The 20,885-nt window shown below is 61.2% G+C and carries 24 protein-coding genes; 14 read left to right on the top strand and 10 right to left on the bottom strand.

Features of this window, described 5'->3' with window-relative positions:
• Positions 1 to 101 precede the first annotated feature (101 nt).
• Positions 102 to 1,880: an aspartate--tRNA ligase gene (gene aspS, locus KBW81_RS11640; RefSeq protein ID WP_090190331.1), complete on the top strand. Its 1,779-nt coding sequence runs from the start codon at positions 102 to 104 to the stop codon at positions 1,878 to 1,880.
• Between the two features lie 99 nt (positions 1,881 to 1,979).
• On the opposite strand, the gene KBW81_RS11635 is transcribed toward aspS, so the two are convergent.
• Positions 1,980 to 2,600, bottom strand: a complete 621-nt coding sequence (locus KBW81_RS11635; RefSeq protein WP_254247283.1) for a L,D-transpeptidase — start codon at positions 2,598 to 2,600, stop codon at positions 1,980 to 1,982.
• 318 nt (positions 2,601 to 2,918) lie between these two features.
• Between KBW81_RS11635 and KBW81_RS11630 the strand changes: the two genes are divergently transcribed.
• The 3 genes from KBW81_RS11630 to KBW81_RS11620 are packed head-to-tail and all read left to right on the top strand — an operon-like array spanning position 2,919 to position 6,198.
• Positions 2,919 to 4,295, top strand: a complete 1,377-nt coding sequence (locus tag KBW81_RS11630) for a DUF1800 domain-containing protein (RefSeq protein WP_254247282.1) — start codon at positions 2,919 to 2,921, stop codon at positions 4,293 to 4,295.
• A gap of 2 nt (positions 4,296 to 4,297) precedes the next feature.
• On the top strand, positions 4,298 to 5,485 hold the full coding sequence (locus KBW81_RS11625) for a DUF1501 domain-containing protein (protein ID WP_254247281.1): 1,188 nt from the start codon (positions 4,298 to 4,300) through the stop codon (positions 5,483 to 5,485).
• Positions 5,482 to 6,198, top strand: a complete 717-nt coding sequence (locus KBW81_RS11620; RefSeq protein WP_254247280.1) for a GNAT family N-acetyltransferase — start codon at positions 5,482 to 5,484, stop codon at positions 6,196 to 6,198. Before KBW81_RS11625 ends, KBW81_RS11620 begins: the two co-directional genes overlap by 4 nt.
• A gap of 62 nt (positions 6,199 to 6,260) precedes the next feature.
• Here the strand turns inward: KBW81_RS11620 and KBW81_RS11615 are convergent, their stop codons facing one another.
• A complete protein-coding gene (locus tag KBW81_RS11615) occupies positions 6,261 to 6,977 on the bottom strand; it encodes a response regulator (protein WP_254247279.1) in 717 nt (238 codons plus the stop codon).
• Positions 6,978 to 7,125: 148 nt separating this feature from the next.
• Between KBW81_RS11615 and mce the strand changes: the two genes are divergently transcribed.
• Together mce and KBW81_RS11605 are read left to right on the top strand one after the other, a co-directional pair.
• A complete protein-coding gene (gene mce, locus KBW81_RS11610; RefSeq protein ID WP_254247278.1) occupies positions 7,126 to 7,530 on the top strand; it encodes a methylmalonyl-CoA epimerase in 405 nt (134 codons plus the stop codon).
• Positions 7,531 to 7,620: 90 nt separating this feature from the next.
• A complete protein-coding gene (locus KBW81_RS11605) occupies positions 7,621 to 7,914 on the top strand; it encodes a DUF1467 family protein (RefSeq protein WP_090190341.1) in 294 nt (97 codons plus the stop codon).
• Here the strand turns inward: KBW81_RS11605 and KBW81_RS11600 are convergent.
• From KBW81_RS11600 to KBW81_RS11585, 4 genes are all read right to left on the bottom strand, one after another.
• Positions 7,871 to 8,590 (bottom strand): EI24 domain-containing protein, encoded by a 720-nt coding sequence (locus tag KBW81_RS11600; protein WP_254247277.1) that lies wholly within the window; start codon positions 8,588 to 8,590, stop codon positions 7,871 to 7,873. The genes KBW81_RS11605 and KBW81_RS11600 overlap by 44 nt on opposite strands.
• Positions 8,587 to 9,165, bottom strand: a complete 579-nt coding sequence (locus KBW81_RS11595; RefSeq protein WP_254247276.1) for a nitroreductase family protein — start codon at positions 9,163 to 9,165, stop codon at positions 8,587 to 8,589. Before KBW81_RS11595 ends, KBW81_RS11600 begins: the two co-directional genes overlap by 4 nt.
• 62 nt (positions 9,166 to 9,227) lie before the next feature.
• A complete protein-coding gene (locus KBW81_RS11590; protein WP_254247275.1) occupies positions 9,228 to 9,641 on the bottom strand; it encodes a GFA family protein in 414 nt (137 codons plus the stop codon).
• A 21-nt stretch (positions 9,642 to 9,662) separates the two neighbouring features.
• Entirely contained in the window at positions 9,663 to 9,902 is a 240-nt protein-coding gene (locus KBW81_RS11585) for a hypothetical protein (RefSeq protein WP_090190346.1), read from the bottom strand.
• Between the two features lie 139 nt (positions 9,903 to 10,041).
• Here KBW81_RS11585 and KBW81_RS11580 point away from each other — a divergent pair, with 139 nt between their 5' ends.
• A complete protein-coding gene (locus tag KBW81_RS11580; RefSeq protein WP_254247274.1) occupies positions 10,042 to 10,809 on the top strand; it encodes a M48 family metalloprotease in 768 nt (255 codons plus the stop codon).
• Here the strand turns inward: KBW81_RS11580 and trhA are convergent.
• Positions 10,806 to 11,459 (bottom strand): PAQR family membrane homeostasis protein TrhA, encoded by a 654-nt coding sequence (trhA, locus tag KBW81_RS11575; protein ID WP_090190350.1) that lies wholly within the window; start codon positions 11,457 to 11,459, stop codon positions 10,806 to 10,808. The genes KBW81_RS11580 and trhA overlap by 4 nt on opposite strands.
• A 141-nt stretch (positions 11,460 to 11,600) precedes the next feature.
• Here trhA and KBW81_RS11570 point away from each other — a divergent pair, with 141 nt between their 5' ends.
• The 3 genes from KBW81_RS11570 (at position 11,601) to KBW81_RS11560 (ending at position 13,458) form a co-directional block, all read left to right on the top strand.
• A complete protein-coding gene (locus KBW81_RS11570; RefSeq protein ID WP_254247273.1) occupies positions 11,601 to 12,131 on the top strand; it encodes a tetratricopeptide repeat protein in 531 nt (176 codons plus the stop codon).
• Positions 12,132 to 12,179: 48 nt separating this feature from the next.
• Positions 12,180 to 12,536: a YigZ family protein gene (locus KBW81_RS11565; RefSeq protein ID WP_254247272.1), complete on the top strand. Its 357-nt coding sequence runs from the start codon at positions 12,180 to 12,182 to the stop codon at positions 12,534 to 12,536.
• 181 nt (positions 12,537 to 12,717) lie between these two features.
• A complete protein-coding gene (locus KBW81_RS11560; RefSeq protein WP_254247271.1) occupies positions 12,718 to 13,458 on the top strand; it encodes a hypothetical protein in 741 nt (246 codons plus the stop codon).
• Positions 13,459 to 13,460: 2 nt separating this feature from the next.
• On the opposite strand, the gene rimO is transcribed toward KBW81_RS11560, so the two are convergent.
• Positions 13,461 to 14,849: a 30S ribosomal protein S12 methylthiotransferase RimO gene (gene rimO, locus KBW81_RS11555; protein ID WP_254247270.1), complete on the bottom strand. Its 1,389-nt coding sequence runs from the start codon at positions 14,847 to 14,849 to the stop codon at positions 13,461 to 13,463.
• 129 nt (positions 14,850 to 14,978) lie between these two features.
• On the opposite strand from rimO, the gene KBW81_RS11550 reads away from it, so the two are divergent.
• The gene (locus tag KBW81_RS11550) at positions 14,979 to 16,079 is read left to right on the top strand and encodes an endonuclease/exonuclease/phosphatase family protein (protein ID WP_254247269.1); all 1,101 of its coding nucleotides are present in this window, start codon (positions 14,979 to 14,981) and stop codon (positions 16,077 to 16,079) included.
• Positions 16,080 to 16,088: 9 nt separating this feature from the next.
• On the opposite strand, the gene KBW81_RS11545 is transcribed toward KBW81_RS11550, so the two are convergent.
• Positions 16,089 to 16,862 (bottom strand): SDR family NAD(P)-dependent oxidoreductase, encoded by a 774-nt coding sequence (locus tag KBW81_RS11545; RefSeq protein WP_254247268.1) that lies wholly within the window; start codon positions 16,860 to 16,862, stop codon positions 16,089 to 16,091.
• Positions 16,863 to 16,939: 77 nt separating this feature from the next.
• Positions 16,940 to 17,572 carry a GcrA family cell cycle regulator gene (locus KBW81_RS11540; protein WP_090190366.1) on the bottom strand — a complete coding sequence of 211 codons (633 nt, stop codon included), beginning with the start codon at positions 17,570 to 17,572 and terminating at the stop codon, positions 16,940 to 16,942.
• Between the two features lie 122 nt (positions 17,573 to 17,694).
• On the opposite strand from KBW81_RS11540, the gene KBW81_RS11535 reads away from it, so the two are divergent.
• From KBW81_RS11535 to argF, 3 genes are all read left to right on the top strand, one after another.
• The gene (locus KBW81_RS11535; protein ID WP_254247267.1) at positions 17,695 to 18,534 is read left to right on the top strand and encodes an ABC transporter permease; all 840 of its coding nucleotides are present in this window, start codon (positions 17,695 to 17,697) and stop codon (positions 18,532 to 18,534) included.
• 187 nt (positions 18,535 to 18,721) lie between these two features.
• Positions 18,722 to 19,891, top strand: a complete 1,170-nt coding sequence (locus KBW81_RS11530; RefSeq protein WP_254247266.1) for an aspartate aminotransferase family protein — start codon at positions 18,722 to 18,724, stop codon at positions 19,889 to 19,891.
• An 82-nt stretch (positions 19,892 to 19,973) separates the two neighbouring features.
• On the top strand, positions 19,974 to 20,876 hold the full coding sequence (argF, locus tag KBW81_RS11525) for an ornithine carbamoyltransferase (protein ID WP_090190368.1): 903 nt from the start codon (positions 19,974 to 19,976) through the stop codon (positions 20,874 to 20,876).
• The last annotated feature ends 9 nt before the right edge of the window (positions 20,877 to 20,885 follow it).

Here is a 20,885-nt window from a genome sequence, read left to right as displayed (position 1 = left end):
CAGATGAACAGGGCCAGATAAACAAAGGGCGTGCTACGCTTGACTTATCTAGGGCAAAGGGGTGTATCGGGGCGACCCGTTTTGGACCGAAGGAACCGCCCATGCACGCCTATCGCACACAGACTTGCGCTGATTTGACCGCCGCCGACGTTGGCAAAACTGTGCGTCTGTCCGGCTGGGTCCATCGTATCCGCGACCACGGCGGCATTCTTTTTATCGACCTGCGCGATACTTACGGCGTAACGCAGGTGCTGTGCGACCCCGATTCTGCAGCCTTTGCCGATGTTGAAAAGGTGCGGGCCGAATACTGCATTCGCATCGACGGCGAAGTGAAGGCGCGCAGCCCAGAGCTGGTGAACGCCAAGCTGCCCACTGGCGAAGTCGAAGTCTTTATTCGCGAGATCGAAGTGCTTGGCGCGTCAAAAGAGCTGCCGCTGCAAGTGTTTGGCGATCAGGAATACCCAGAAGAGACGCGGTTGAAGTATCGCTACCTCGATCTGCGCCGCGAAGTGATGCAGAAGAATATGACGCTGCGGTCCAACGTCGTAAAGTCGATGCGTCAGCGTATGTGGGACAAAGGTTTCCGCGAATTCCAGACACCGATCATCACAGCGTCCAGCCCCGAAGGCGCGCGCGACTTCCTCGTGCCGTCGCGTCTGCACCCGGGCAAGTTCTATGCGCTGCCGCAGGCCCCCCAGCAGTTCAAGCAGCTGATCATGGTGTCGGGCTACGACAAGTATTTCCAGATCGCGCCGTGTTTCCGCGACGAAGACCCGCGCGCTGACCGCTCGCCCACCGACTTCTATCAGCTTGATCTAGAGATGAGCTTTGTGGAGCAGCAGGACGTGTTTGACACGATCCAGCCTGTCATCGGCGGCGTGTTCGAAGAGTTCGGCGGCGGCCGTAAGGTCGACCAGACGTGGGAGCAGATCAGCTACCGCGATGCGGCCCTGTGGTACGGCACCGACAAGCCTGACCTGCGCAACCCGATCAAGATGCAGGTTGTCAGCGATCATTTCGCAGGCTCTGGCTTTGCCATCTTCGCCAAGCTGCTGGAACAAGACGGCACGCAGATCCGCGCGATCCCTGCGCCAACGGGTGGTAGCCGCAAGTTCTGTGACCGCATGAACGCCTTTGCCCAGCAGCAGGGTCTACCGGGCATGGGTTACATTTTCTGGCGCGATCAGGGCGAGGGCATGGAAGCCGCAGGTCCGCTGGCCAAGAACATCGGCCCAGAGCGGACCGAGGCGATCCGCCAGCAGCTGGGCCTTGGCGTTGGCGATGCGGCGTTCTTCCTTGGCGGCAAGCCAGAGGCGTTTGAAAGCGTCGCAGGCCGCGCCCGCACCGTGATCGGCGAAGAGCTGGGCTTGGTGGACAAAGACCGCTTCGCATTCGCGTGGATCGTCGACTTCCCGATCTATGCCCGCGACGAAGAGACCGGCAAAATCGACTTTGAACACAACCCGTTTTCGATGCCGCAGGGCGGCATGGACGCGTTGTCTGGCGATCCTCTGGACGTGCTGGGCTTTCAGTACGACCTGGCCTGCAACGGTTACGAACTGGTGTCGGGCGCGATCCGGAACCACCGCCCAGAGATCATGTTCAAGGCGTTCGAAATCGCGGGCTACGGCGCGGATGAGGTCGAAAAGCGCTTTGGCGGCATGGTCAACGCGTTCCAATACGGTGCCCCGCCCCACGGTGGTTGCGCCGCCGGTATCGACCGGATCGTGATGCTGCTGGCGGATGAGGCGAACATCCGCGAAGTCATCATGTTCCCGATGAACCAGCGCGCTGAAGACCTGATGATGGGTGCGCCCAGCGAGCCAATGAACGAGCAGCTGCGCGAATTGCGCCTGCGCGTGTTGCCGCCGGAAAGCTGAAGCGCAATTGCTAAGCCTTCGGGCTTAGCGATGCCACAGACATAAAAAGACCGCGCTGGAGTGATCCGGCGCGGTCTTTTTTCGTTCTAAGCCAGCTACTTAGGTTGCGCGTGGCAGCAGACCTTTTTCGTACAGATACACCGTGGTGCCAATCGGCACGCGGTCATAAAGGTCAATCGCCTGATCGTTCACCAACCGGGCGCAGCCGTTAGAGACGTCCGTGCGGATCGTGTCGGGCTTGTTCGTGCCATGAATACGCAGGAACGTATCACCAACCTCTGGCTGGAACAGATACAGCGCGCGGGCCCCAAGGGGGTTGTCGGGGCCGCCGGGCATACCGTCGGCATATTTCGCATAATGGTCTGGTTCACGCTCGATCATATCTTTGGTCGGCGTCCAGCTTGGCCATTCTTTCTTGGCCCCGATGTTGAAGGTGCCGGAAATATATAGCGCGTCGCGGCCAACGCCGACGTAATAGCGCAGTGCCTCGCCGTTCGGCAGGGTCCAATACAGCGAATAGACGTCAGGCACGACGTGGATTTCGCCCGGCGGCATCGGATTATCTAGACGCACCAGCTTGGGCGTGAAATCGAACGGCGGAGGCACGTCCTCGATCGGGGCGTCAGGGTTGGCAACGTCTTGCGCGGACAACAAAGTGGGAAGCGCAAAGCCGCCAGCCCCCAAAAGCGAGGTGGTTAGAAATCGGCGGCGGTCAATCATGGCATACTCCAGTCGGTCGTATCATTGCGTGTAAAATGGCGATCAGGGGCCTGTCTTGCAAGCACTACAGCGTCACATCTGCGCGCTTGGATGTTGCAAAACGTAACGATGTGCCGCTTTTGGCGACAATCCGTGGCGTTTGCGTTAAATTCCGGCCCCTTTAGCCAGTGTTCAGCCATTAACGTGCTAAAGCCGTCCAAAGTTCCAATGGCTTAAGGTTCGTGCGGCGTGCAGGCCCCCGTGGTTGTGATGCCGCAGGGGATGGGCCAGCTCGGGTTGCACGTGATAGGACGTATCGACGCAAGCAGGACCGCCTTTATGACCTTTGATCCGATCATCGCCGCAACACGGTTCGGCACTGGCCTATCGCCGGTCATTGAACCGCCATGGGACGCGGAAAGCATGCTGGGCAAGCTGGGCGGGCCTGATCAGGCTGCGGCCCTGATGCCGATTGCTGGATTCGAGGCGACGACCCCGACGCTGGCCTTTATCGGCGCACTGAACAAAGCAGACCGAGAGGCCCGGGGCACGGACGGAGAGGCCGCCGCAAAAGAAGCGATCCGCCAGAAAAACCGAGAGTTGTCAGACGTGTCGCGCCATAACACCCTGTCGACCCTTGCCCGCTGCGTCACCGCGCAAGACGGGCTACGCGAGCGTTTAACCCTATTCTGGGCCGACCATTTCACCGTGATCGGACGCGGCTTTAACCAACGCCATCTGGTGACACCCTATATCGCCGATGCCATTCGCCCCCATGTGGCCGGGCGCTTTGCCGATATGGTGAAGGCCGTGGTCATGCATCCGATGATGCTGCTCTATTTGGAACAGACCCGCTCGCTTGGACCAAGCTCTCCTCAGGGGCTGAAAAGCGGGCGCGGATTGAATGAAAATCTGGCGCGGGAATTGCTGGAACTGCACCTGATTGGCGTGGGTGGCGGCTACGATCAGACTGACGTGACCCAGATGGCCGAATTGCTGACAGGGCTTAGTTATAATGCTGTGCATGGCGTCACCTACCGTGCGCAGCAGGCCGAACCGGGGGCAGAGGTTGTTATGGGCCGCCGCTATAGCGCCGATTCGGCGCTTGCGACGATCACCAGCGCGCTTGAGGATATCGCGATCCGGCCAGAGACCGCGGCGCATATCTCGCGCAAGCTTGCGGTGCATTTCGTGTCGGATACGCCGGACCCGGATCTGATCGCAAGCATGTCGCGGGCCTTTGTGGACAGCGGCGGCGATCTGTTGGCGGTGACCGGGGCAATGTTGCAGCACCCGGCCGCGTGGTCGCCGGTGCGCGCGAAGGTGCGGCAGCCGTTTACCTTTATTGCAGCCGGGTTGCGGGCGCTTGGGGTGCGGGCGGACCGCATCATGCCGCTTGGTAATGGGCAGTTCAAACGTCACGTGACCGACCCTTTGCGCCTGATGGGGCAACCGTTCGAGCAGCCCATCGGCCCGGACGGCTGGGCCGAAGAGCCGGCGGCTTGGATCACCCCGCAGGGCCTTGCCGGCCGGATCAGTTGGGCGGTGGCAAGCCCGGCGGAGTTTGTCGACACGCTGCCCGATCCGCGTAAATTCGTACAAACGGCGGTCGGTCCCACCGCGCCGCCAGAGTTGATTTTTGCAGCCGACGCTGCCGAAAGTCTGGCCGACGGGGTCGCCCTTGTGCTGACCTCTCCTGCGTTTCAAAGGATATGAGCATGGATCGTCGTGGTTTCCTTTTTGGCGGTGCCGCTTTGGGCTGCTCGCTTGCGGCCAGCCCGTTTATGACGCCCGTGGCGCTGGCATCTGGGCCGTGGGACAACCGGCTTGTGATCATCGTGCTGCGCGGCGCGATGGACGGGCTCGACGCGGTGCGCCCGCTGGGCGATCCCGATTATGCCGCGCTGCGGCCCACGCTGAACGACGGCAAGGCCTTGGGACTTGGTGATTTTTGGGGGCTGCATCCGGGGCTGTCAGACCTGATGCCGCTGTGGCAGGCGGGGCAAATGGGCGTGATGCACGCGGTGTCGACCCCTTACCGCGACGGGCGCAGCCACTTTGACGGACAAGACATCCTCGAGGCGGGAAGCCTGCAAATCAATGGCGGTGCTGGTGGTTGGCTGAACCGGATGATGTCTGTCGTGCCGGGGATGACGGCCGAAACCGCCTATGCGCTGGGGCAGGAAAACATGGCGATCCTGCAAGGTCCGGCGCCGCATCTACGCTGGGCACCAGAGGCAAAGTTTGATCTGTCGCCGCAAATGCGCCGCTTGCTTGAACTGACGCTGCATGATGATGCGATGTTCCGGGACGCCGCTTTGCAGGCCGTATCGATTGCAGATTCGCTTGCAACAGAAGCGATGGCGGCCGAAGGCGACGACCTTGATATGATGATGGCACCCGCCAAGCCAGGGTCAGAGGCGAATCTGGCGCAATTCGCCGCCGCCCGCCTGCGTGAAGACACGCGAATCGCCAGCTTCTCGGTCAATGGGTGGGACACGCACCAGGCGCAGGCCAATAGTCTAGCAAAGACGCTGCAACGTTTGTCGCAAACGATCCTGACCCTGCGCGACGGGTTAGGCCCGGTCTGGGATAAAACCGCCGTGCTTTGCATGACTGAATTTGGCCGGACTGCGCGGGAAAACGGCACCCGCGGTACCGACCACGGCACGGGGGGCGCGATGATTTACGCAGGCGGCGCGCTGCGCGGGGGGCAGGTGGTTGGCCGCTGGCCGGGCTTGGCCGAGGCGGATTTGTTCGAACGGCGCGACCTGATGCCAACCGGCGACGTGCGGGCCGCGGCGGGGTGGGTGATGCAGGATCTGTTCGGGCTAACAGCGACGCAGGTGCAGCAAATCGTGTTCCCGGGGCTGGACCTTGGCAATGCACCGGGATTTCTGCTGTGACGAAAGACGCGCGACCCCTTGGCATGGCCTTGCCCGATTTTACGCCGCCGCCCCATCCACGCGGTGTCACCCTTGCGGGGCAATTCGGCTGGCTGCGCCCCTTGCGATGCGCAGAGGACGCGGCCCCCTTGTTTGCCCAAATCGCGGACAGCCCGTGGGTCTTTGACTACCTCGGAGAGGCGGCACCCGATACCGCAGAAGGTCTGCAGCACATTCTGGCCGTTTGGGCGGCGCGTTCCGACTGCGAGCTTTTTGCGATCGGTGCGTCCGGTTCTAAAGCGCCGCTTGGATATGCCTGCTTGATGAGCGTGAACACGGCGGCTGGCGATATCGAGATTGGCAACGTCAACTTGTCCCCGGCCTTGCAACGCACCGCCCTCGCGACAGAGGCGTTTTCCCTGCTGCTGGGATGGAGCTTTGATGTCGGCTATCGCCGGGTCGTATGGAAATGCAATGCGCTGAACATGCCATCCCGCCGGGCGGCGCAGCGGCTTGGCTTTAGCTATGAGGGGCTGTTTCGCAACCACCTGATTGTTAAGGGCCGCAACCGCGATACGGCTTGGTTCGCAATGACGGATGCCGATTGGCGCGGGATCGGGCCCGCACATCAGGCTTGGTTTGCTAAGCCGAATTTCGATCCAAGGGGCCAGCAAAAACAAAGCCTTGGCGCTTTGACCGCCCCGCATCTGGCGTCCCGCGATCCAGCTTTGTAATTGCGATGTGCCTTGGGCGATGATCCCTTAGCCTTGGCCGCCCATCGCCCTATTCCGAAGCGTTAGAAACCAGAGGCTGCGGAGAGCCGGGTCTGCACCATTTCGTTCAGATCCTGCAGTTCATGCCGGGCACCAGTCCCGGCCTGACGTTCCGCGATCAGGCGGCGAACAACCTCTAGCATATCGCGGTCACGGGCGCTGTTGGCGACCCCCGACAGAAATTGCGTCACATAGTCCAGCGTTTGCGGGCTTTCGTCGTGTTGCAAAACATCTGCCACATGCGACAGGTCATCACGGTAGGCCAGCATATCCGGTTCCACTTGATCCCCATTCAGCAGGCGCGGACCCGGAGGCTGGCGATCCGGCGGCATGTGAATCAGGATTGCCGCCTGAAACTGCGCCAAACTGGCGATGGGTTTGGCAATGAAACCATCGGCCCCGGCAGCGATGACATCTTCTTCGTTCACTTGGTCACCAGAGGTGCCAAGAATCACATCAATGCGCGGCTGGGCTTGTGACAGCGTTTCAATCAGCGCCAGGCCTGACCCGTCCGGCAGACCCAGATCGACGATAACGACCGTAGGGCGGTAAATTGACAGGTGTTTGCGGGCGCTGGCCAGCGTATCGGCCCGCCGGATGCGTGCACCAGACCGCAAACACAGCATACGGACCGCTTCGCAGGCAAAACGGCTGTCTTCGACAACCAGCACGGTCAGGCCCAGCAGGGGCCGTTGCGCAGTCGGCGCGCGCGTGGTCATAAAGTCGTCAATATTATCCATCGGTCTGCGGCCCCCATTCGTGTTTCAGTCACCCCTAGAACACCACCGCAACGTAAAGACCGGGTTAATACCCCTGCGACCAAGTGCCTTTATTGGCATTCGTTTGCTGGCGGGTCATAAGTTGGCCAAATCCAAGGGAGGGATCACCATGATCGGACGCTTGAACCATGTCGCCATTGCCGTGCCGGACCTCGAGGCCGCGGCTGCGCAGTATCGCGGTGCGCTGGGGGCTGACGTTGGCCCCGCGCTGGATCAGCCGGACCACGGGGTCACCGTGATCTTTATCACGCTGCCCAATACCAAGATCGAGCTGCTGTATCCGCTGGGGGACGCATCCCCCATTGCGAAGTTTTTGGAAAAAAACCCCGCAGGCGGCATTCACCACATCTGCTACGAAGTCGACGATCTGCTGGCCGCGCGTGACCGCCTGACCGCCAGGGGCGCGCGGGTGCTGGGGGACGGCACGCCCAAGATCGGCGCGCACGGCAAGCCGGTCCTGTTCCTGCACCCAAAGGATTTCAACGGCACGCTGGTCGAGCTCGAAGAAGTCTGATTTTTCGGCTTTTCAAGAAAAGCCGATGCCTCCGGCGGAGGTACTTAGAACCAGAAGAAGGCAGGCGCGTCCTGCGAAAGGTAAAAGACTATGGGTATCACGTCAGCCATTGTGATGTTCGCCGTGATCTGGTGGATGATTTTCTTTATCGTGCTGCCCCTGCGCATGGTCACGCAGGGCGAGGACGGCAATGTCGTGCCGGGCACGCATAAATCCGCGCCCGCCAACCCTCAGCTGAAGCGCAAGGCCAAGATCACGACGGTTTGGGCGATTGGGATTTGGATCATCTTTGCGACGATCATCCTGTCCGGCGTGATCAGCGTGCGCGATCTGGATTGGTTCAACCGGATGCCGTCCGCGCAGCAGCCCCTGGTCGGGAATTAAGCCGGTGGTAGAGGTGCGTGAAGGTCGCCGCACCCAAGATCGGCACGAATAGGTTCAGCAGCGGGATCGACAAGGGCAGCGCCATCAGCACACCTGCGATCCAGATTGTAGTGCTATGCTTGCGGCGCAGCGCCTTGGCCCCGGCGCGGCCTTCGCGGCGCATGGCGGCGACTTGAAAGTACTCTCGGCCCAATAAAAACCCGTTCATCGCGTAAAAGATCAGCGGCGCGAAGGGCGGGAACATCGCGTAGGCGATAAAGGCAGCCAAGTTTGCAATCAGCATCAGCCCTAAAAAGCTGAAGGTATCGCGCAGCGCATCCGCCAGCGACGTGCGCGGGGCAGGCGGCAGGGCGGGGTAGTGCTTTGCCTCGACCGCGTCAGCGACGTCGTCCAAAAAGAACGACGTGATGGCCGAGGCGACGGGGATCATCAAAAACACCGAGAGTACTAGCATCAGGCCAAGCGAGCCCCAGCCCAGCAGATCGCCGATCCACGTGACCTCGCCAATCCATGGCAGCGTCAGGGGCCCCGACGCGGCGACGTCAATCAGCAGCAGCACCCCCGCATAGATCGCCACGAGCAGCGCGATGGTCAGGCCGATGCCGAGCCAAAGCACGCGGCGAAAGCGCGGGTCAGGCATCTGCCCCAGCGCCTTGGCAAAGTCCGTTAGAATCACAAGGCAGACCAATCCGTGATAGCGTCAATGTCAGGGCGCGGGCGGTCGGACGGGGTGTTGGCGCAGGTGCCGATATGCACGATGCCTGCGACGGTTTCATGGTCCGCCAGATTGAAATGATCGCGGATAAAGTCGCGGTTGTGGCTAAACCAGCCCGACAACCAGGTTGCACCAAAGCCGCTGGCCAGCGCCGCATTCACAAGGCCAAGGCAGACGCCGCCGACGGCATAAACTTGCTCTGTCTGGGGTACCTTTTCGGAGTCCTTGGGCGAGCATACGACAACGACCGCCAATTGCGCCCCGCTATAGGTCATCACCGGTTTGTCGATCTTGTCCTGCGGAATGCCGATCCGCTTCCCCTCAGCGGGCAGCGCGTCGGCAATCGCTTGCAGCGCGTCCCGGCCCAGCACGATAAAGCGCCACGGCTCTAGCTTGCCATGGTCGGGGCTGCGGGATGCAGCGGTCAGGATCGTGTGCAGCTGATCGCGGTCCGGCACTGGCGCGTTCAGCGCCTGCGCCGGATAGGACCGGCGGGTCAGCATGAAATCGAGGGCGGCTTGATTAGTCTGAGACATGGCAGGTCCTTTGTGCAGCGGTTGATCAGCAGATAAGCGCGCGCGCCCCGCAGGGCAACGCGTCAGCGCTGGTTCTGCGGCAGGCCGTCGGCGATTTCATAATAATCGCCTTTGTCCGCAACAAAAATATGTAGGCCTAGCTGGGTCTGGGTCGGTTGATCAAAAGCCCCCATCGCGACGGCAGTCTTGTCGCCCTGCAGCGGATCCCAAAACAGATACGCCCCGCAGGTGCCGCAGAACCCGCGGCGCACTTTTTCCGATGACGCATACCAGTGCGGCGCGCCGGTCACGTGTAGCGCGCTGCGATCCACGTCGACCGAGGCCCAGTAATGCCCCGATTGCTTGCGGCACTGGGTGCAGTGGCACGCATTGGGCGCGGGCAGGGGGCCTGCCACGGTAAAGCGCACCGCGCCGCAGTTGCAGCCGCCAAAGTGGGTCATCTCGGATCCCGCCATGTCATCCAAGTGATCATGCATTCGCTAACGTTCCCTGCCGCATCACGCCTTGGCTGGCCCCAACTGATAGGCCCCCTCTGGCAGATCCAGCGCAGCCCCAAGGTCGCGCAATTGCGCCAGCGACAGTGTAATCGTGTGCACCGCATTCAGGCGCGGATCGAATTGGGACACGGTCACGCAATCTTCGAACGCGTTGATCGTCACGTCCTCTTGCCGGTGCGCCGCCGCATCGTCGATCAAGGTGACGACCGTCGCGTCGAATTCGTGTTCAATGGTAAACATGGGGCCAGCCTAGCGCGCCAGATCAGGCGCGAAAAGGGGCTCGTCTCTCGTAATCGTGCGCGGCGGCACCCGGGCGGGGCTGGCGCGGGCGCGCGGGGCTGATAGACAGGGGGCAACCCATTCGTATGCAAGGCTACCCATGTTTCGCCTGACTTTCGGTATCATTGTTGCGGCCAGCCTTGCCGGATGCGCCGTGTCACCAGACGCCCGCGCGCCGCAGCAGACGACGGCTAGCCCTGCACCCGTGGTTCCAGACGTGATGCCCGACACCATGCCCGCCGCTGTCGCCGCGGCAGAGCCGGACGCCCGCGCGTCAGTCCGTAGTCTGATTGCAGCAGTGGACGCGATAGAGCCGGTGGCAGAGGCGATGTGCCTTGACCGCTCGCCCACCCTGAACTGTGACTTCGAATTCGCGATCGACATGAATCCGAATGCGCAGCCGAACGCGTTCCAAACGCTTGATAAATCAGGTCGCCCGCTGATCGCCATGACCGTCGCCTTGCTGGCCGAGACGCGGAACGCGGACGAAATCGCCTTTATCCTGTCCCATGAGGCCGCCCACCATATCGAAGGTCACCTGGACCGCCAGCGCCGCAATGCCACCATCGGGGCAGCCATCATGGGACAGCTTGTCGGCCTGTCCGACGACCCGGCCGTGGGGCGCAAAGCGGCAGAGTTCGGCGCGGCCATCGGCGCGCGGACCTATTCCAAAGACTTCGAGCTTGAGGCCGACACGCTTGGCACCATCATTGCGGCGCAAGCGGGCTATAACCCGTTGCGCGGCGCGGATTTCTTTTTCCGCATACCCGATCCGGGCAATACATTCCTTGGCACGCACCCCGCCAATGCCGACCGCCTGCGCGTCGTGACGCGCACGGCCGCGCGGCTGGGGTTCACGAATTCTTAGGCCAGCGCTGCGACGCTCAGCCAGATCCCGCTAAAGAAACACACCGCCGCGGCCAGCACAAAACCGTGCCAGATCGCGGTAGAGTATTTCAAACCGTCCCACGTGTAGAACACGACGCCGACCGTATAGAGCAGCCCGCCGCTGGCCAGCAGCGCCAGCGCGGGCACGGGAAAGGTGCGGATCATCGCCGGGATCAGCAGGACCGCCAGCCAGCCCATCACTAGATACAGCGCCGGACCAAACCGCCCCGGCTCTTGCCAGAAAAATAGCTTGCGCGCGATGCCCCAGACCGCCAGCGCCCAGACAAGGCCAAGGATGGCATAGGCAAATGGCGTGGCGATCATCGCTGCCAGCGGCGTAAAGGTGCCCGCGATTTTCAGATAAATCGCGGCGTGATCAATCCGGCGCAGGACGGGGCGCAGCGCCTCCCACGGGGTCAGGTGATAGAACGCCGATGCGGTAAAGGTCGCGATCATGGCCGCGCCGTAGACCGCCAGCGCGGGAATATCACCCGCGCCGCGCATCATAGCCCAGACAATCAGCGCAATAGCACCCAATAGGGCAAAGGCGACGCCAAGCGTATGCATGGTGCCATCGGCGATCCGTTCGGACCGGGCGTAAACGGGGTATGCGGTTTTCGATCTGCTCATGCGCGCACCATACCCGCCCCGCTGCCCAACGCATCAATAACCTGCGGTCACATTGGCGTGAAACTTTTCCCGTGTCCGCGCCGTGGTTCAAGCTACATTCGCAGTTCATCCTGAACGACAGACCTTGATCGGAGTTCTCCCATGCGCCTTGCCGTCCTTGCCCTGACCCTTGCCCCCACCTTTGCCTTTGCCGCCGGATCGGCCGACACCGCCCCGCCCAAGCCCACCGCCACGACGCAGCAATGCAGCGAAGGGCTGGTCTATGATCTGGCCACCAAGACCTGCATGACGCCCGCGCAGTCCACCAACGATGACAGCGCCCGCATGAACGACGTGCGCGAACTGGCCTATGACGGCCGCTACGCCGATGCTTTGCGCGTGCTGGACACGATGCAGGACCAGTCCAGCGACATGGCGATCACCTACCGCGGCTTTGCCACGCGCAAATCCGGCGATATGGCGGGCGGCATGGCGTTCTATGAAACCGCCCTTGCGGTGAACCCGAACAACCTGCTGACGCGGTCCTACATGGGCCAAGCGCTAGTGGAACAGGGCGACGTCGAACTGGCCCTCGCGCAGTTGACCGAAATCCGCATGCGCGGCGGACGCGGCACCTGGGCAGAGGCATCGCTGGCCAGCGCCGTCGCCACCGGCGTCACCTACAGCCACTAAGCCCGGACGCGACTTGCGGCAGGCCCCGGTCTGCCGCATCAAGGGCGCATGAAGACTATCCCCAACGCCCTAACCGACCGCGGGTCGAAATACGCCGTCTCCGGCGGGCCAGTGGCGTCCGTGGAAGAGGCGAAAGCCTTCGTCAAAACTCTGTGCCGTAATAAGAAATTCGCCAAAGCCACCCATAACACATGGGCGGTCCTATTGCCCGACGGCCCCGTCAAAAACGACGACGGAGAGGCCGGTGCCGGCCTCGTCATCCTGCGCATGCTGGAACGCGAAGGCCTGCAAGGCCACATCATCGTCGTCACCCGCTGGTTCGGCGGTGTCCACTTGGGCGGCGACCGGTTTAGGCGGGTGCAGGACGCGGTGCGGATGTATTTGGATGATGTAACCGGTCGTTAATTGCCACTAGCCATTTTTTCTGGCTAATTTTGTTTCATGCTGCTGCTTCGATGCGCATATAAGTCGGGCTAGACGATCAAAATTTATTTATGTAGCAGTGGATTATTCAATCTGTAGGTGATTTTTGCTAGATGTTTTTAAAGACGGCGCTGATGCATGGCTTCAGCGCGTAAAGAGCCACTTGATTGGCTCAATCATCTTAGCATTTTTAGCGATTAATTGGCAGCCAATTTTCTTTCTGATTTTCTCAGAAGCGCCAGTGCTGCTAAAGTTTTGGTACTTTGACTTTAATACTTCGTTTGAATCTCTTTTCGCTTGGCCTGTTTTCTATGGTCTTGTTATCGGTCTGGCGACGCCGTTTGTGAACTTAATAGGAAGCTGGGCGGCTAGATGGCCAACCGAGAGCGTAAGAGTTTTAAATGCTAGATCTTCACACGCTGTTATGACTGCCAAAGCTGAATTCGCCATTGAAAGAGAGCTTGCTTCTGCTTCGTTTAAAGAAGCAGCCCTCCGAGACGCTGTAGCTACTCAGTCAATCGAGGATGCCGATCTTACTGATACTATAAGAGAAAAGCTGGAAGCTAAAGTCGAAGTCGGGCCTGTCGATGATGAAAGTTCTTCAGTTTCAGAGAAGTTTGCCATGAGCGATCTGGAAAAAAAGATATTTTTATACATTGCTGTTCATGGTGGAGTGAATTTGGATCCCGACACCCTTTATAAGGGTGTTCTTCAGGGCGATGACGCACTGAAGGGCTTTTATGAAAAATTTACTATAGAAAGGGCGGCGGTCGAATTTCGCGCCGCAATAGACGCTATAACTAACTTGGGCTTTGTTGAGAGCGTTTATAATGTCCGCGGGCCAAGTGGAATTCGGCTATCTGCAAAGGGTTATAGGGCGTTGGATCGCCTAATTGAGGGCTAAGGTTAAATAACCGCCCCCCACAAATCATAATCCCCTGCCTCATCCACAGTCACCTTCACCACATCACCAACAGACAACCCTTCGGTGCCTTCGTCGATGAACAGGTTGCCGTCGATCTCTGGCGCGTCGGCCCAGGTGCGGCAGGTGGCGATGCCGTCTTCGTCGATGTCGTCGACAAGGACTTCCAGCGTGCGGCCGACTTTGGCCTCTAGCTTGGCGGCGGAAATGGCTTGGGCCTTTTCCATAAAGCGGTCCCAGCGGTCCTGTTTGACGTCGGGCGCGACGTGATCGGGCAGGGCGTTTGACCGCGCGCCTGCGACGTTTTCATATTGGAAACAGCCGACGCGGTCCAATTGCGCCTCGTCCAGCCAGTCCAGCAGGTGTTGGAACTCGGCCTCTGTCTCTCCTGGATAGCCAACGATAAAGGTCGACCGCAGGGTGATGTCGGGGCAGATCGCACGCCACGCGGCGATTTCTTCTAGCGTTTTCGATCCGGCGGCAGGGCGCGCCATGCGGCGCAGTACGTCGGGGTGCGAATGCTGGAACGGGATATCCAGATAAGGCAGCACGCCGTTCGACGGGTCCGCCATCAGCGGGATCAGGTCGCGCACATGGGGGTAGGGATAGACGTAGTGCAGCCGCACCCAAGCGCCCAGCTTGCCAAGTTCCCGTGTCAGATCAAGGATATGGCTGCGGACCTCGCCATCTTTCCACGGGTTCAGGTCATATTTGCGATCAAGGCCATAAGCGCTGGTATCCTGAGAGATCACAAGCAGTTCCTTGACCCCCGCCTGCACCAGCTTTTCCGCCTCGCGCAGCACGGCATGGGCCGGGCGCGACGCCAGTTTGCCGCGCATGTCGGGGATGATGCAGAACTTGCACTTGTGGTTGCAGCCTTCGGAAATCTTAACGTAGCTGTAATGCCGCGGTGTCAGGCTGACGCCGCGGGCGGGAAGCAGGTCGATGAACGGATCGGGGCTAGGCGGCACTGCCAGATGCACGGCGTCCAGCACCTGTTCGTATTGCTGCGGGCCGGTGACGGCCAAAATCTTGGGGTGATGTTCGCGGATATAATCCGGCTCTGCGCCCAGACAGCCGGTCACAATGACCTTGCCGTTTTCCTTTAGTGCCTCGCCGATCGCATCAAGGCTTTCGGCCTTAGCACTATCCAAGAAGCCGCAGGTGTTCACGATCACCGCCTCTGCGCCGTGGTAATCGGCGCTGATCGCGTAGCCTTCGGCGCGCAGGCGCGTCAGGATGCGTTCGCTATCCACCAGCGCCTTTGGGCAGCCAAGGGACACCATGCCGATGGTCGGCTGGCCGGGGCGAGGGGCGTCCACAACGCGGGCGCGGGCAAGGTCGGGGCGAAGTTCTGGCGGGTTCTGGGTCATCCGCCCTTCTAGCGCGGGGCGCGCCGCGCGGAAAGGGGGCGCGGATCACTTAAAAGATGCCCAAGATGGATCGAAACGCCGTTCCGTGCGTTCATACGTCGCAACACGGATTAAAAGGCGCGCCGCTGCATGACAACTTTCCTACTCATCGCAATGTGGCTGGTGGTGGCCGTGGTCGTCGCGGCAACGCTGATCCCGTTTTCTAAGGTATCGCACGGCATGGTGCGAGGTGCAGATTTCCCGCGCCAACAGGTGCTTGGCATCGCCGTCGTATTGATCGTGGTGGCTGTGTGGTTCACGCCGCCCGGGTGGCGCTGGGTTGTCGGCCTGATGATTCCCTGCGTGCTGGCGCAGGCCTTCTACATCGGCCGCTACCTGCCGATCTGGCACAAGCAATCCCTGCGCCCGCGCAAGCATGAACCCGTCGCGGACGACCGCAGTGTCAGCTTTTTGGCGGCGAATGTGAAAAAGTCGAACCGCGACTACGCCAAGCTGATCAACGTCGCGCGCCGCGTGCAGCCTGATATCCTGATGACGCTAGAGGTCGATCAAGACTGGATCGACGCGCTGGACGCCCTGACCGACATCTATCCGCACCGCCACGCCTATCCGCTGGATACCGGTTACGGCATGGCGATCTATAGCCGTATCCCGTTTGACGAAGCTGAGTTCAGAGAGAAAATCGTCGACGGCGTGCCATCGCTGCGGGCGCGTGTGCCACTGGCGAACGGCTTGGCGTTCCGGCTTTACGTCGTGCACCCCGAACCGCCCATCCCGCAGCAAGACACCGAAGGGCGCGACGCAGAGCTATCCTCGACCGCGATCGAGGCGCGCGATGATCCGTTGCCTGCCATTGTGTCAGGCGATTTGAACGACGTGGCATGGTCCATCACGACGCGCCGCTTTCAAGAGGTGTCTGGCCTGCTTGATCCGCGTGTTGGGCGCGGGTTCTACAACACCTTTAGCGCCACGATGCCGTGGATGCGCTGGCCGCTGGATCACCTGTTCCACGACGCCCAGTTTCGCCTGCTGGATATGCGCCGCGAAGCGCATATCGGGTCGGACCACTTTCCGATGTATTTCAAGCTTTTGCTGACCCCGATTGAGGCCGCAGAAGCCCGCCCCGAAGAGGCGACCGGAGAAGAGCTGGACGAGGTCGAAGACATGATCGACCGGGAAAAGAAAAACGACCGCGAGGCGATTGGGAGCGATTGGGAGGACGAGGACTAAGGCTTGGGATTAAGCCTTCGTCTGCATCCGCCGCGCAATGCCGAGCACAATGCGATGCGGCATCAGCGGAATAATCCAATTGAGCGCAAAGCTCAGCAGGCCCTCGTTGATCACATGCAGCTTGCCTGCCACCATGCTGTCATAGCCAAAGGCCGCAACGCTGTGCGGCGTCTTACCGCCGCCTTTGACCAGCGCCGTGCCGCGCAGATCGGCGGTATCGGCGAACTCCGTCTCGACATAGCCGGGGGCCAGCACGGTCACGGTGACGCCGCTGGCGCGCAGCTCTTCTGCCAAGGCCAGCGAATAGCTGCGGACAAAGGCTTTGGTCGCGAAATAAACGTTCTGCATCGGTCCTGGCATCATGCCAGCGGTGGACCCGACGTTCAAAATCCGGCCCGCACCGCGTTTGGCCATCTGGCCGCCGATGTCGTGGCACAGGGTCACCAGCGCTTTGACGTTCAGGTCGATCATTGACAGCTCTTTGCCCAGATCGCGGTCAACGTGGCTGCCTTGGCCGCCAAAACCTGCATTGTTGATCAATACCTTAATCGGTTGCCCGCGCAGGCTGTCACATAGGTCTTGCACGGCCGCCGCATCGGTCAGGTCGGCGGCGATGACCTGCACGCTGACGCCGTGCGCGGTTTCCAGCTCTGCCTTTAGCGCATCCAGCTCGTCCTTGCGGCGGGCGACGATAATCATATCGCCGGCGCGCTGCGCATGAATGCGCGCAAATTCGCGGCCGATGCCAGACGACGCACCTGTGATCAAAGCCAGATTGGTCATACGTGGCACATCCTAAAATATGGGGGGGAAGGGGCCCGGTGCGCCGCCATCAGGCGCGCACCGGGGTCATCGTCCGTTTACCGGCGACGGTCACGGCGCGAGGACATGGGCTGGAACGCCACGCCAACATGCGCCTCGCAGTAGGGTTTGCCTTGCTGGCTGGGCAGGCCGCAGAACCAGAAATCCGGCGTTGCAGGATCGCCCACAGGCCATTTGCAAGTCTTCTCAGTCAGCTCCATCAGGCCGATCCGTTTGGCGGTTTTTTCCACCTCGTTGACCTTGGCCAGTGCCTCTGGCGAAATTTCGTTCGCGCTGGGCTGCGGCGGCAGGGGTTGGCCAGCCGGAATGATCGCCCGGCGCGCCGCGCTGATCGGGATACCATTCTCGTCCAGCTCTTCCACCTCGACCGCATCGGGGTCGGGCTTGGGCTTGCGGGCCGGGGTCGCCGACTCGGTGCGCATGTGCGGCTTGTCTTCGAAAGCCGATACCGGCTTATCGATCACAGCAGGCGCGACCTCGGTGGCGGGGACGACTGCGGTTGCAGGCTCTGCGCTCGCCGCACCCGCGCGGTTCGACAGGCCCAAGCGATGGACCTTGCCGATCACAGCGTTGCGGGTAACGCCGCCCAGTTCCTTGGCGATCTGGCTCGCCGACTGGCCTTCGCCCCACATCCGCTTCAGGGTCTCGACACGTTCGTCTGTCCAGGACATATGGCTTCCTTCGCTCTGACCCCATTCAAAGATGAGGCCTTGTCTAATCTCGTGATCCCCTATTCTAAGCATTGGGGCGCCGGAAGTGAAGGACCGCCCCACTAAAGATAAGGAAAGCCGCAATGTCCGACCAATCAGCCACACAGTCAGGCGCTAAATCAGCGCCAAAGTCAGCGATGGGCGTGCGCCGCTTTGGCCGCGTGAACTGGGAAGGCACCCGCACGCTGGCCCTGCGCGAAGTGCGCCGCTTTATGAACGTCTGGTCGCAGACCGTCATGGCCCCCCTGATTAACGCAGGCCTGCTGCTGATGATCTTTACGATCGCCATCGGCCCGCAACGCGGCGATGTGATGGGCGTGCCGTTCATGACCTTCCTTGCCCCCGGCATTTTGATCATGACCGTGATCCAGAACGCCTTTGCCAATACCTCCTCCAGCCTTGCCTCTGCCAAGGTCGGCGGCAATATCGTCGACACCCTGATGCCGCCGCTGTCCGCAGCAGAGCTGCTGTTCGGCTACCTTTTTGGTGCCGTCGCGCGCGGGCTGATCGTGGCAACGGTCATCGCGGCCGGGTCGTGGATATTCCTTGGCGTGCAGATACAGAACATCGGCTGGATGCTGACCTTTGTGCTGCTAGGGTCCATGTTCATGGGCGGCCTTGGCATGATCGCAGGCATTTTTGCCAATAAATTCGACCAGTTGTCCGCGATCTCGAACTTCCTTGTCACGCCGCTGTCGTTCCTGTCGGGTACCTTCTACAGCATCGACGCCTTGCCAGAGCCGCTGCGCATCGCGTCCCACGCCAACCCGTTCTTTTACATCATCGACGGTGTGCGCTGGGGCATGATCGGCGTCTCCGACAGCTCGCCCTGGCTCGGGCTGGTCGTCGTGCTGGCCGCCAATATCGTCGTGCTGTCGGTCGTCTGGCGCTGGCTGGATAAGGGCTACCGCCTTAAGGCGTAAACAGACTTCCCTAAAGTCACATCATCAGCTAACAGGGGCGCATGGATAACCGTGCGCCCCTTTTCGTTCGACGCCGACGCTAACAGCGTCCGTCTTTGCACGTTCCATTCTTCCCCCCATTATCGTTGACCCGGCGTCCCCTTGCGGGCATCAATCGGGCTTCACGTTTGTCATAAGGGCCGATCCCATGATCCCGACCGTTCTGCCGACCTATAACCGCGCACCGCTTGCCTTCGAAAAAGGGTCGGGCGCGTGGCTCACCACAACAGACGGCCGCCGCTTTCTGGACTTCGGCGCAGGCATTGCGGTGAACAGCCTCGGCCACGCCAACCCCGCCCTGATCAAGGCGCTAACGGATCAGGCAGGCGCTGTGTGGCACGTGTCCAACCTGTACCAGATCCCTGCGCAGCAGGCGCTGGCCGATAAACTGGTGGAACACACCTTCGCCGACACGGTCTTCTTCACCAATTCAGGGACAGAGGCGTGCGAGCTTGCGGTCAAAATGGCGCGCAAGCATTTCTATGACGCAGGCCAGCCGGACCGGACCGACATCATTACCTTCTCCGGCAGCTTCCATGGCCGCTCCTCGGCCGGTATCGCTGCCGCCGGGTCGGAAAAGATGACCAAAGGCTTCGGGCCCTTGCTGCCCGGTTTCGTGCATCTGGACTTCGGCGACCATGACGCGCTGCGCGAGGCCGCAAAGTCCCCCACCGTCGCCGCGATCATGATCGAGCCTGTGCAAGGCGAAGGCGGCATCCGCCCCGTGCCCGACCAATGCCTGAAAGGTCTGCGCGATCTGGCGGACGAACACGGCATCCTGCTGATCTTTGACGAGGTGCAATGCGGCGTCGGCCGGACCGGCAAGCTTTTCGCCCACGAATGGTCCGGCATCACGCCCGACATCATGATGGTCGCAAAAGGCATCGGCGGCGGCTTCCCCCTTGGCGCAGTGCTGGCCACCGAACGCGCCGCGAGCGGGATGACCGCTGGCACGCACGGCTCGACCTATGGCGGCAACCCGCTGGGCTGCGCTGTCGGAAACGCCGTCATGGACATCATCGCCGACCCCGCCTTTCTGGCCGAAGTGAACCGCAAGGCCGCGCTCTTGCGCCAAAAACTTGAAGGCCTTACCGCCGCCCATCCGGGTGTCTTTACCGGCGTGCGTGGCTCCGGCCTGATGCTGGGCTTGATGTGCAAAGCCACCAACACCGATATCGTCAAGGCAGGCTATGACGCCGGCATCCTGACCGTTCCGGCCGCCGACAACGTGATCCGCCTGCTGCCCCCCCTAAACCTGACCGACGACGACATCGCCGCCGCCGCAGACCTGCTCGACAAAGCGGCATCCACGATCTGATTTCACCTTGCCAGATAAACTCCACGGGGGGTCCGGGGGGCGTGAAGCCCACCGGTCCAACGCCCGCAAGAAAGCCCAAACTATGACCCATTTCCTCGACATCCATACCACGCCCACTGCCGATCTGCGCGCCATCATCGACGATGCGCGCCGCATGAAAGACGCCCGCGCTGGCCTGCCCAAAGGCACCCCTGATACAGAGCAGCCTTTGGCGAACCACATGGTCGCGCTGATTTTTGAGAAACCCTCGACCCGGACCCGCGTCAGCTTTGACGTCGGTGTGCGCCAGATGGGCGGGCAGACGATGGTGCTGTCGGGGGCTGACATGCAGCTCGGCCATGGTGAAACCATCGCCGACACGGCCCGCGTGCTGTCGCGCTATGTCGACATGATCATGATCCGCACGTTCGAGGAAGCGACCCTGCACGAGATGGCCGAACACGCCACCGTGCCAGTCATCAACGGGCTTACCAACCGCACCCACCCTTGCCAGATCATGGCCGATATCATGACATTCGAGGAACATCGCGGCCCGATCAAAGGACGCAAAGTCGTCTGGTCCGGCGACGGTAACAACGTCTTTGCCAGCTTCGCCCACGCGGCCAAGCAGTTCGACTTTGACCTCGTATTTTCCGGCCCGCCGCCGCTTGATCCCGAACGCGCCCTCGACGGGCTCTATACGATCGAACGCGACCCGCAAAAGGCCGTGCAAGGCGCCGACCTAGTGGTCACCGACACTTGGGTCAGCATGCACGATCCGCAATCCGCGCGGGAACGGCGTCACAACCAGCTGCGCGGTTATCAGGTCACGGAAACGCTGATGGGGCAGGCGAACAAGGACGCCTTATTCATGCATTGCCTGCCGGCGCACCGGGATGACGAAGTCACCAGCGCCGTGATGGACGGCCCACATTCCGTCATTTTCGACGAGGCCGAGAACCGCCTGCACGCCCAAAAGGCCGTCATGCGGTATTGCTTGAAATAACCGTTGCGT

Source organism: Loktanella salsilacus (genome assembly GCF_024206795.1).
GTDB lineage: Bacteria > Pseudomonadota > Alphaproteobacteria > Rhodobacterales > Rhodobacteraceae > Loktanella > Loktanella salsilacus.
The sequence above is the reverse complement of the archived record's forward strand: the minus strand, read 5'-3'. Positions and strand labels throughout refer to the sequence as shown.

What these genes read in the sequence shown, in the direction of transcription:
- aspS (WP_090190331.1), top strand. Translation starts at nt 102, where the DNA reads ATGCACGCCTATCGCACACAGACTTGCGCTGATTTGACCGCCGCCGAC.
- KBW81_RS11635 (WP_254247283.1), bottom strand. Translation starts at nt 2,600, where the DNA reads ATGATTGACCGCCGCCGATTTCTAACCACCTCGCTTTTGGGGGCTGGC.
- KBW81_RS11630 (WP_254247282.1), top strand. Translation starts at nt 2,919, where the DNA reads ATGACCTTTGATCCGATCATCGCCGCAACACGGTTCGGCACTGGCCTA.
- KBW81_RS11625 (WP_254247281.1), top strand. Translation starts at nt 4,298, where the DNA reads ATGGATCGTCGTGGTTTCCTTTTTGGCGGTGCCGCTTTGGGCTGCTCG.
- KBW81_RS11615 (WP_254247279.1), bottom strand. Translation starts at nt 6,977, where the DNA reads ATGGATAATATTGACGACTTTATGACCACGCGCGCGCCGACTGCGCAA.
- mce (WP_254247278.1), top strand. Translation starts at nt 7,126, where the DNA reads ATGATCGGACGCTTGAACCATGTCGCCATTGCCGTGCCGGACCTCGAG.
- KBW81_RS11605 (WP_090190341.1), top strand. Translation starts at nt 7,621, where the DNA reads ATGGGTATCACGTCAGCCATTGTGATGTTCGCCGTGATCTGGTGGATG.
- KBW81_RS11595 (WP_254247276.1), bottom strand. Translation starts at nt 9,165, where the DNA reads ATGTCTCAGACTAATCAAGCCGCCCTCGATTTCATGCTGACCCGCCGG.
- KBW81_RS11590 (WP_254247275.1), bottom strand. Translation starts at nt 9,641, where the DNA reads ATGCATGATCACTTGGATGACATGGCGGGATCCGAGATGACCCACTTT.
- KBW81_RS11585 (WP_090190346.1), bottom strand. Translation starts at nt 9,902, where the DNA reads ATGTTTACCATTGAACACGAATTCGACGCGACGGTCGTCACCTTGATC.
- KBW81_RS11580 (WP_254247274.1), top strand. Translation starts at nt 10,042, where the DNA reads ATGTTTCGCCTGACTTTCGGTATCATTGTTGCGGCCAGCCTTGCCGGA.
- trhA (WP_090190350.1), bottom strand. Translation starts at nt 11,459, where the DNA reads ATGAGCAGATCGAAAACCGCATACCCCGTTTACGCCCGGTCCGAACGG.
- KBW81_RS11570 (WP_254247273.1), top strand. Translation starts at nt 11,601, where the DNA reads ATGCGCCTTGCCGTCCTTGCCCTGACCCTTGCCCCCACCTTTGCCTTT.
- KBW81_RS11565 (WP_254247272.1), top strand. Translation starts at nt 12,180, where the DNA reads ATGAAGACTATCCCCAACGCCCTAACCGACCGCGGGTCGAAATACGCC.
- rimO (WP_254247270.1), bottom strand. Translation starts at nt 14,849, where the DNA reads ATGACCCAGAACCCGCCAGAACTTCGCCCCGACCTTGCCCGCGCCCGC.
- KBW81_RS11550 (WP_254247269.1), top strand. Translation starts at nt 14,979, where the DNA reads ATGACAACTTTCCTACTCATCGCAATGTGGCTGGTGGTGGCCGTGGTC.
- KBW81_RS11545 (WP_254247268.1), bottom strand. Translation starts at nt 16,862, where the DNA reads ATGACCAATCTGGCTTTGATCACAGGTGCGTCGTCTGGCATCGGCCGC.
- KBW81_RS11540 (WP_090190366.1), bottom strand. Translation starts at nt 17,572, where the DNA reads ATGTCCTGGACAGACGAACGTGTCGAGACCCTGAAGCGGATGTGGGGC.
- KBW81_RS11535 (WP_254247267.1), top strand. Translation starts at nt 17,695, where the DNA reads ATGTCCGACCAATCAGCCACACAGTCAGGCGCTAAATCAGCGCCAAAG.
- KBW81_RS11530 (WP_254247266.1), top strand. Translation starts at nt 18,722, where the DNA reads ATGATCCCGACCGTTCTGCCGACCTATAACCGCGCACCGCTTGCCTTC.
- argF (WP_090190368.1), top strand. Translation starts at nt 19,974, where the DNA reads ATGACCCATTTCCTCGACATCCATACCACGCCCACTGCCGATCTGCGC.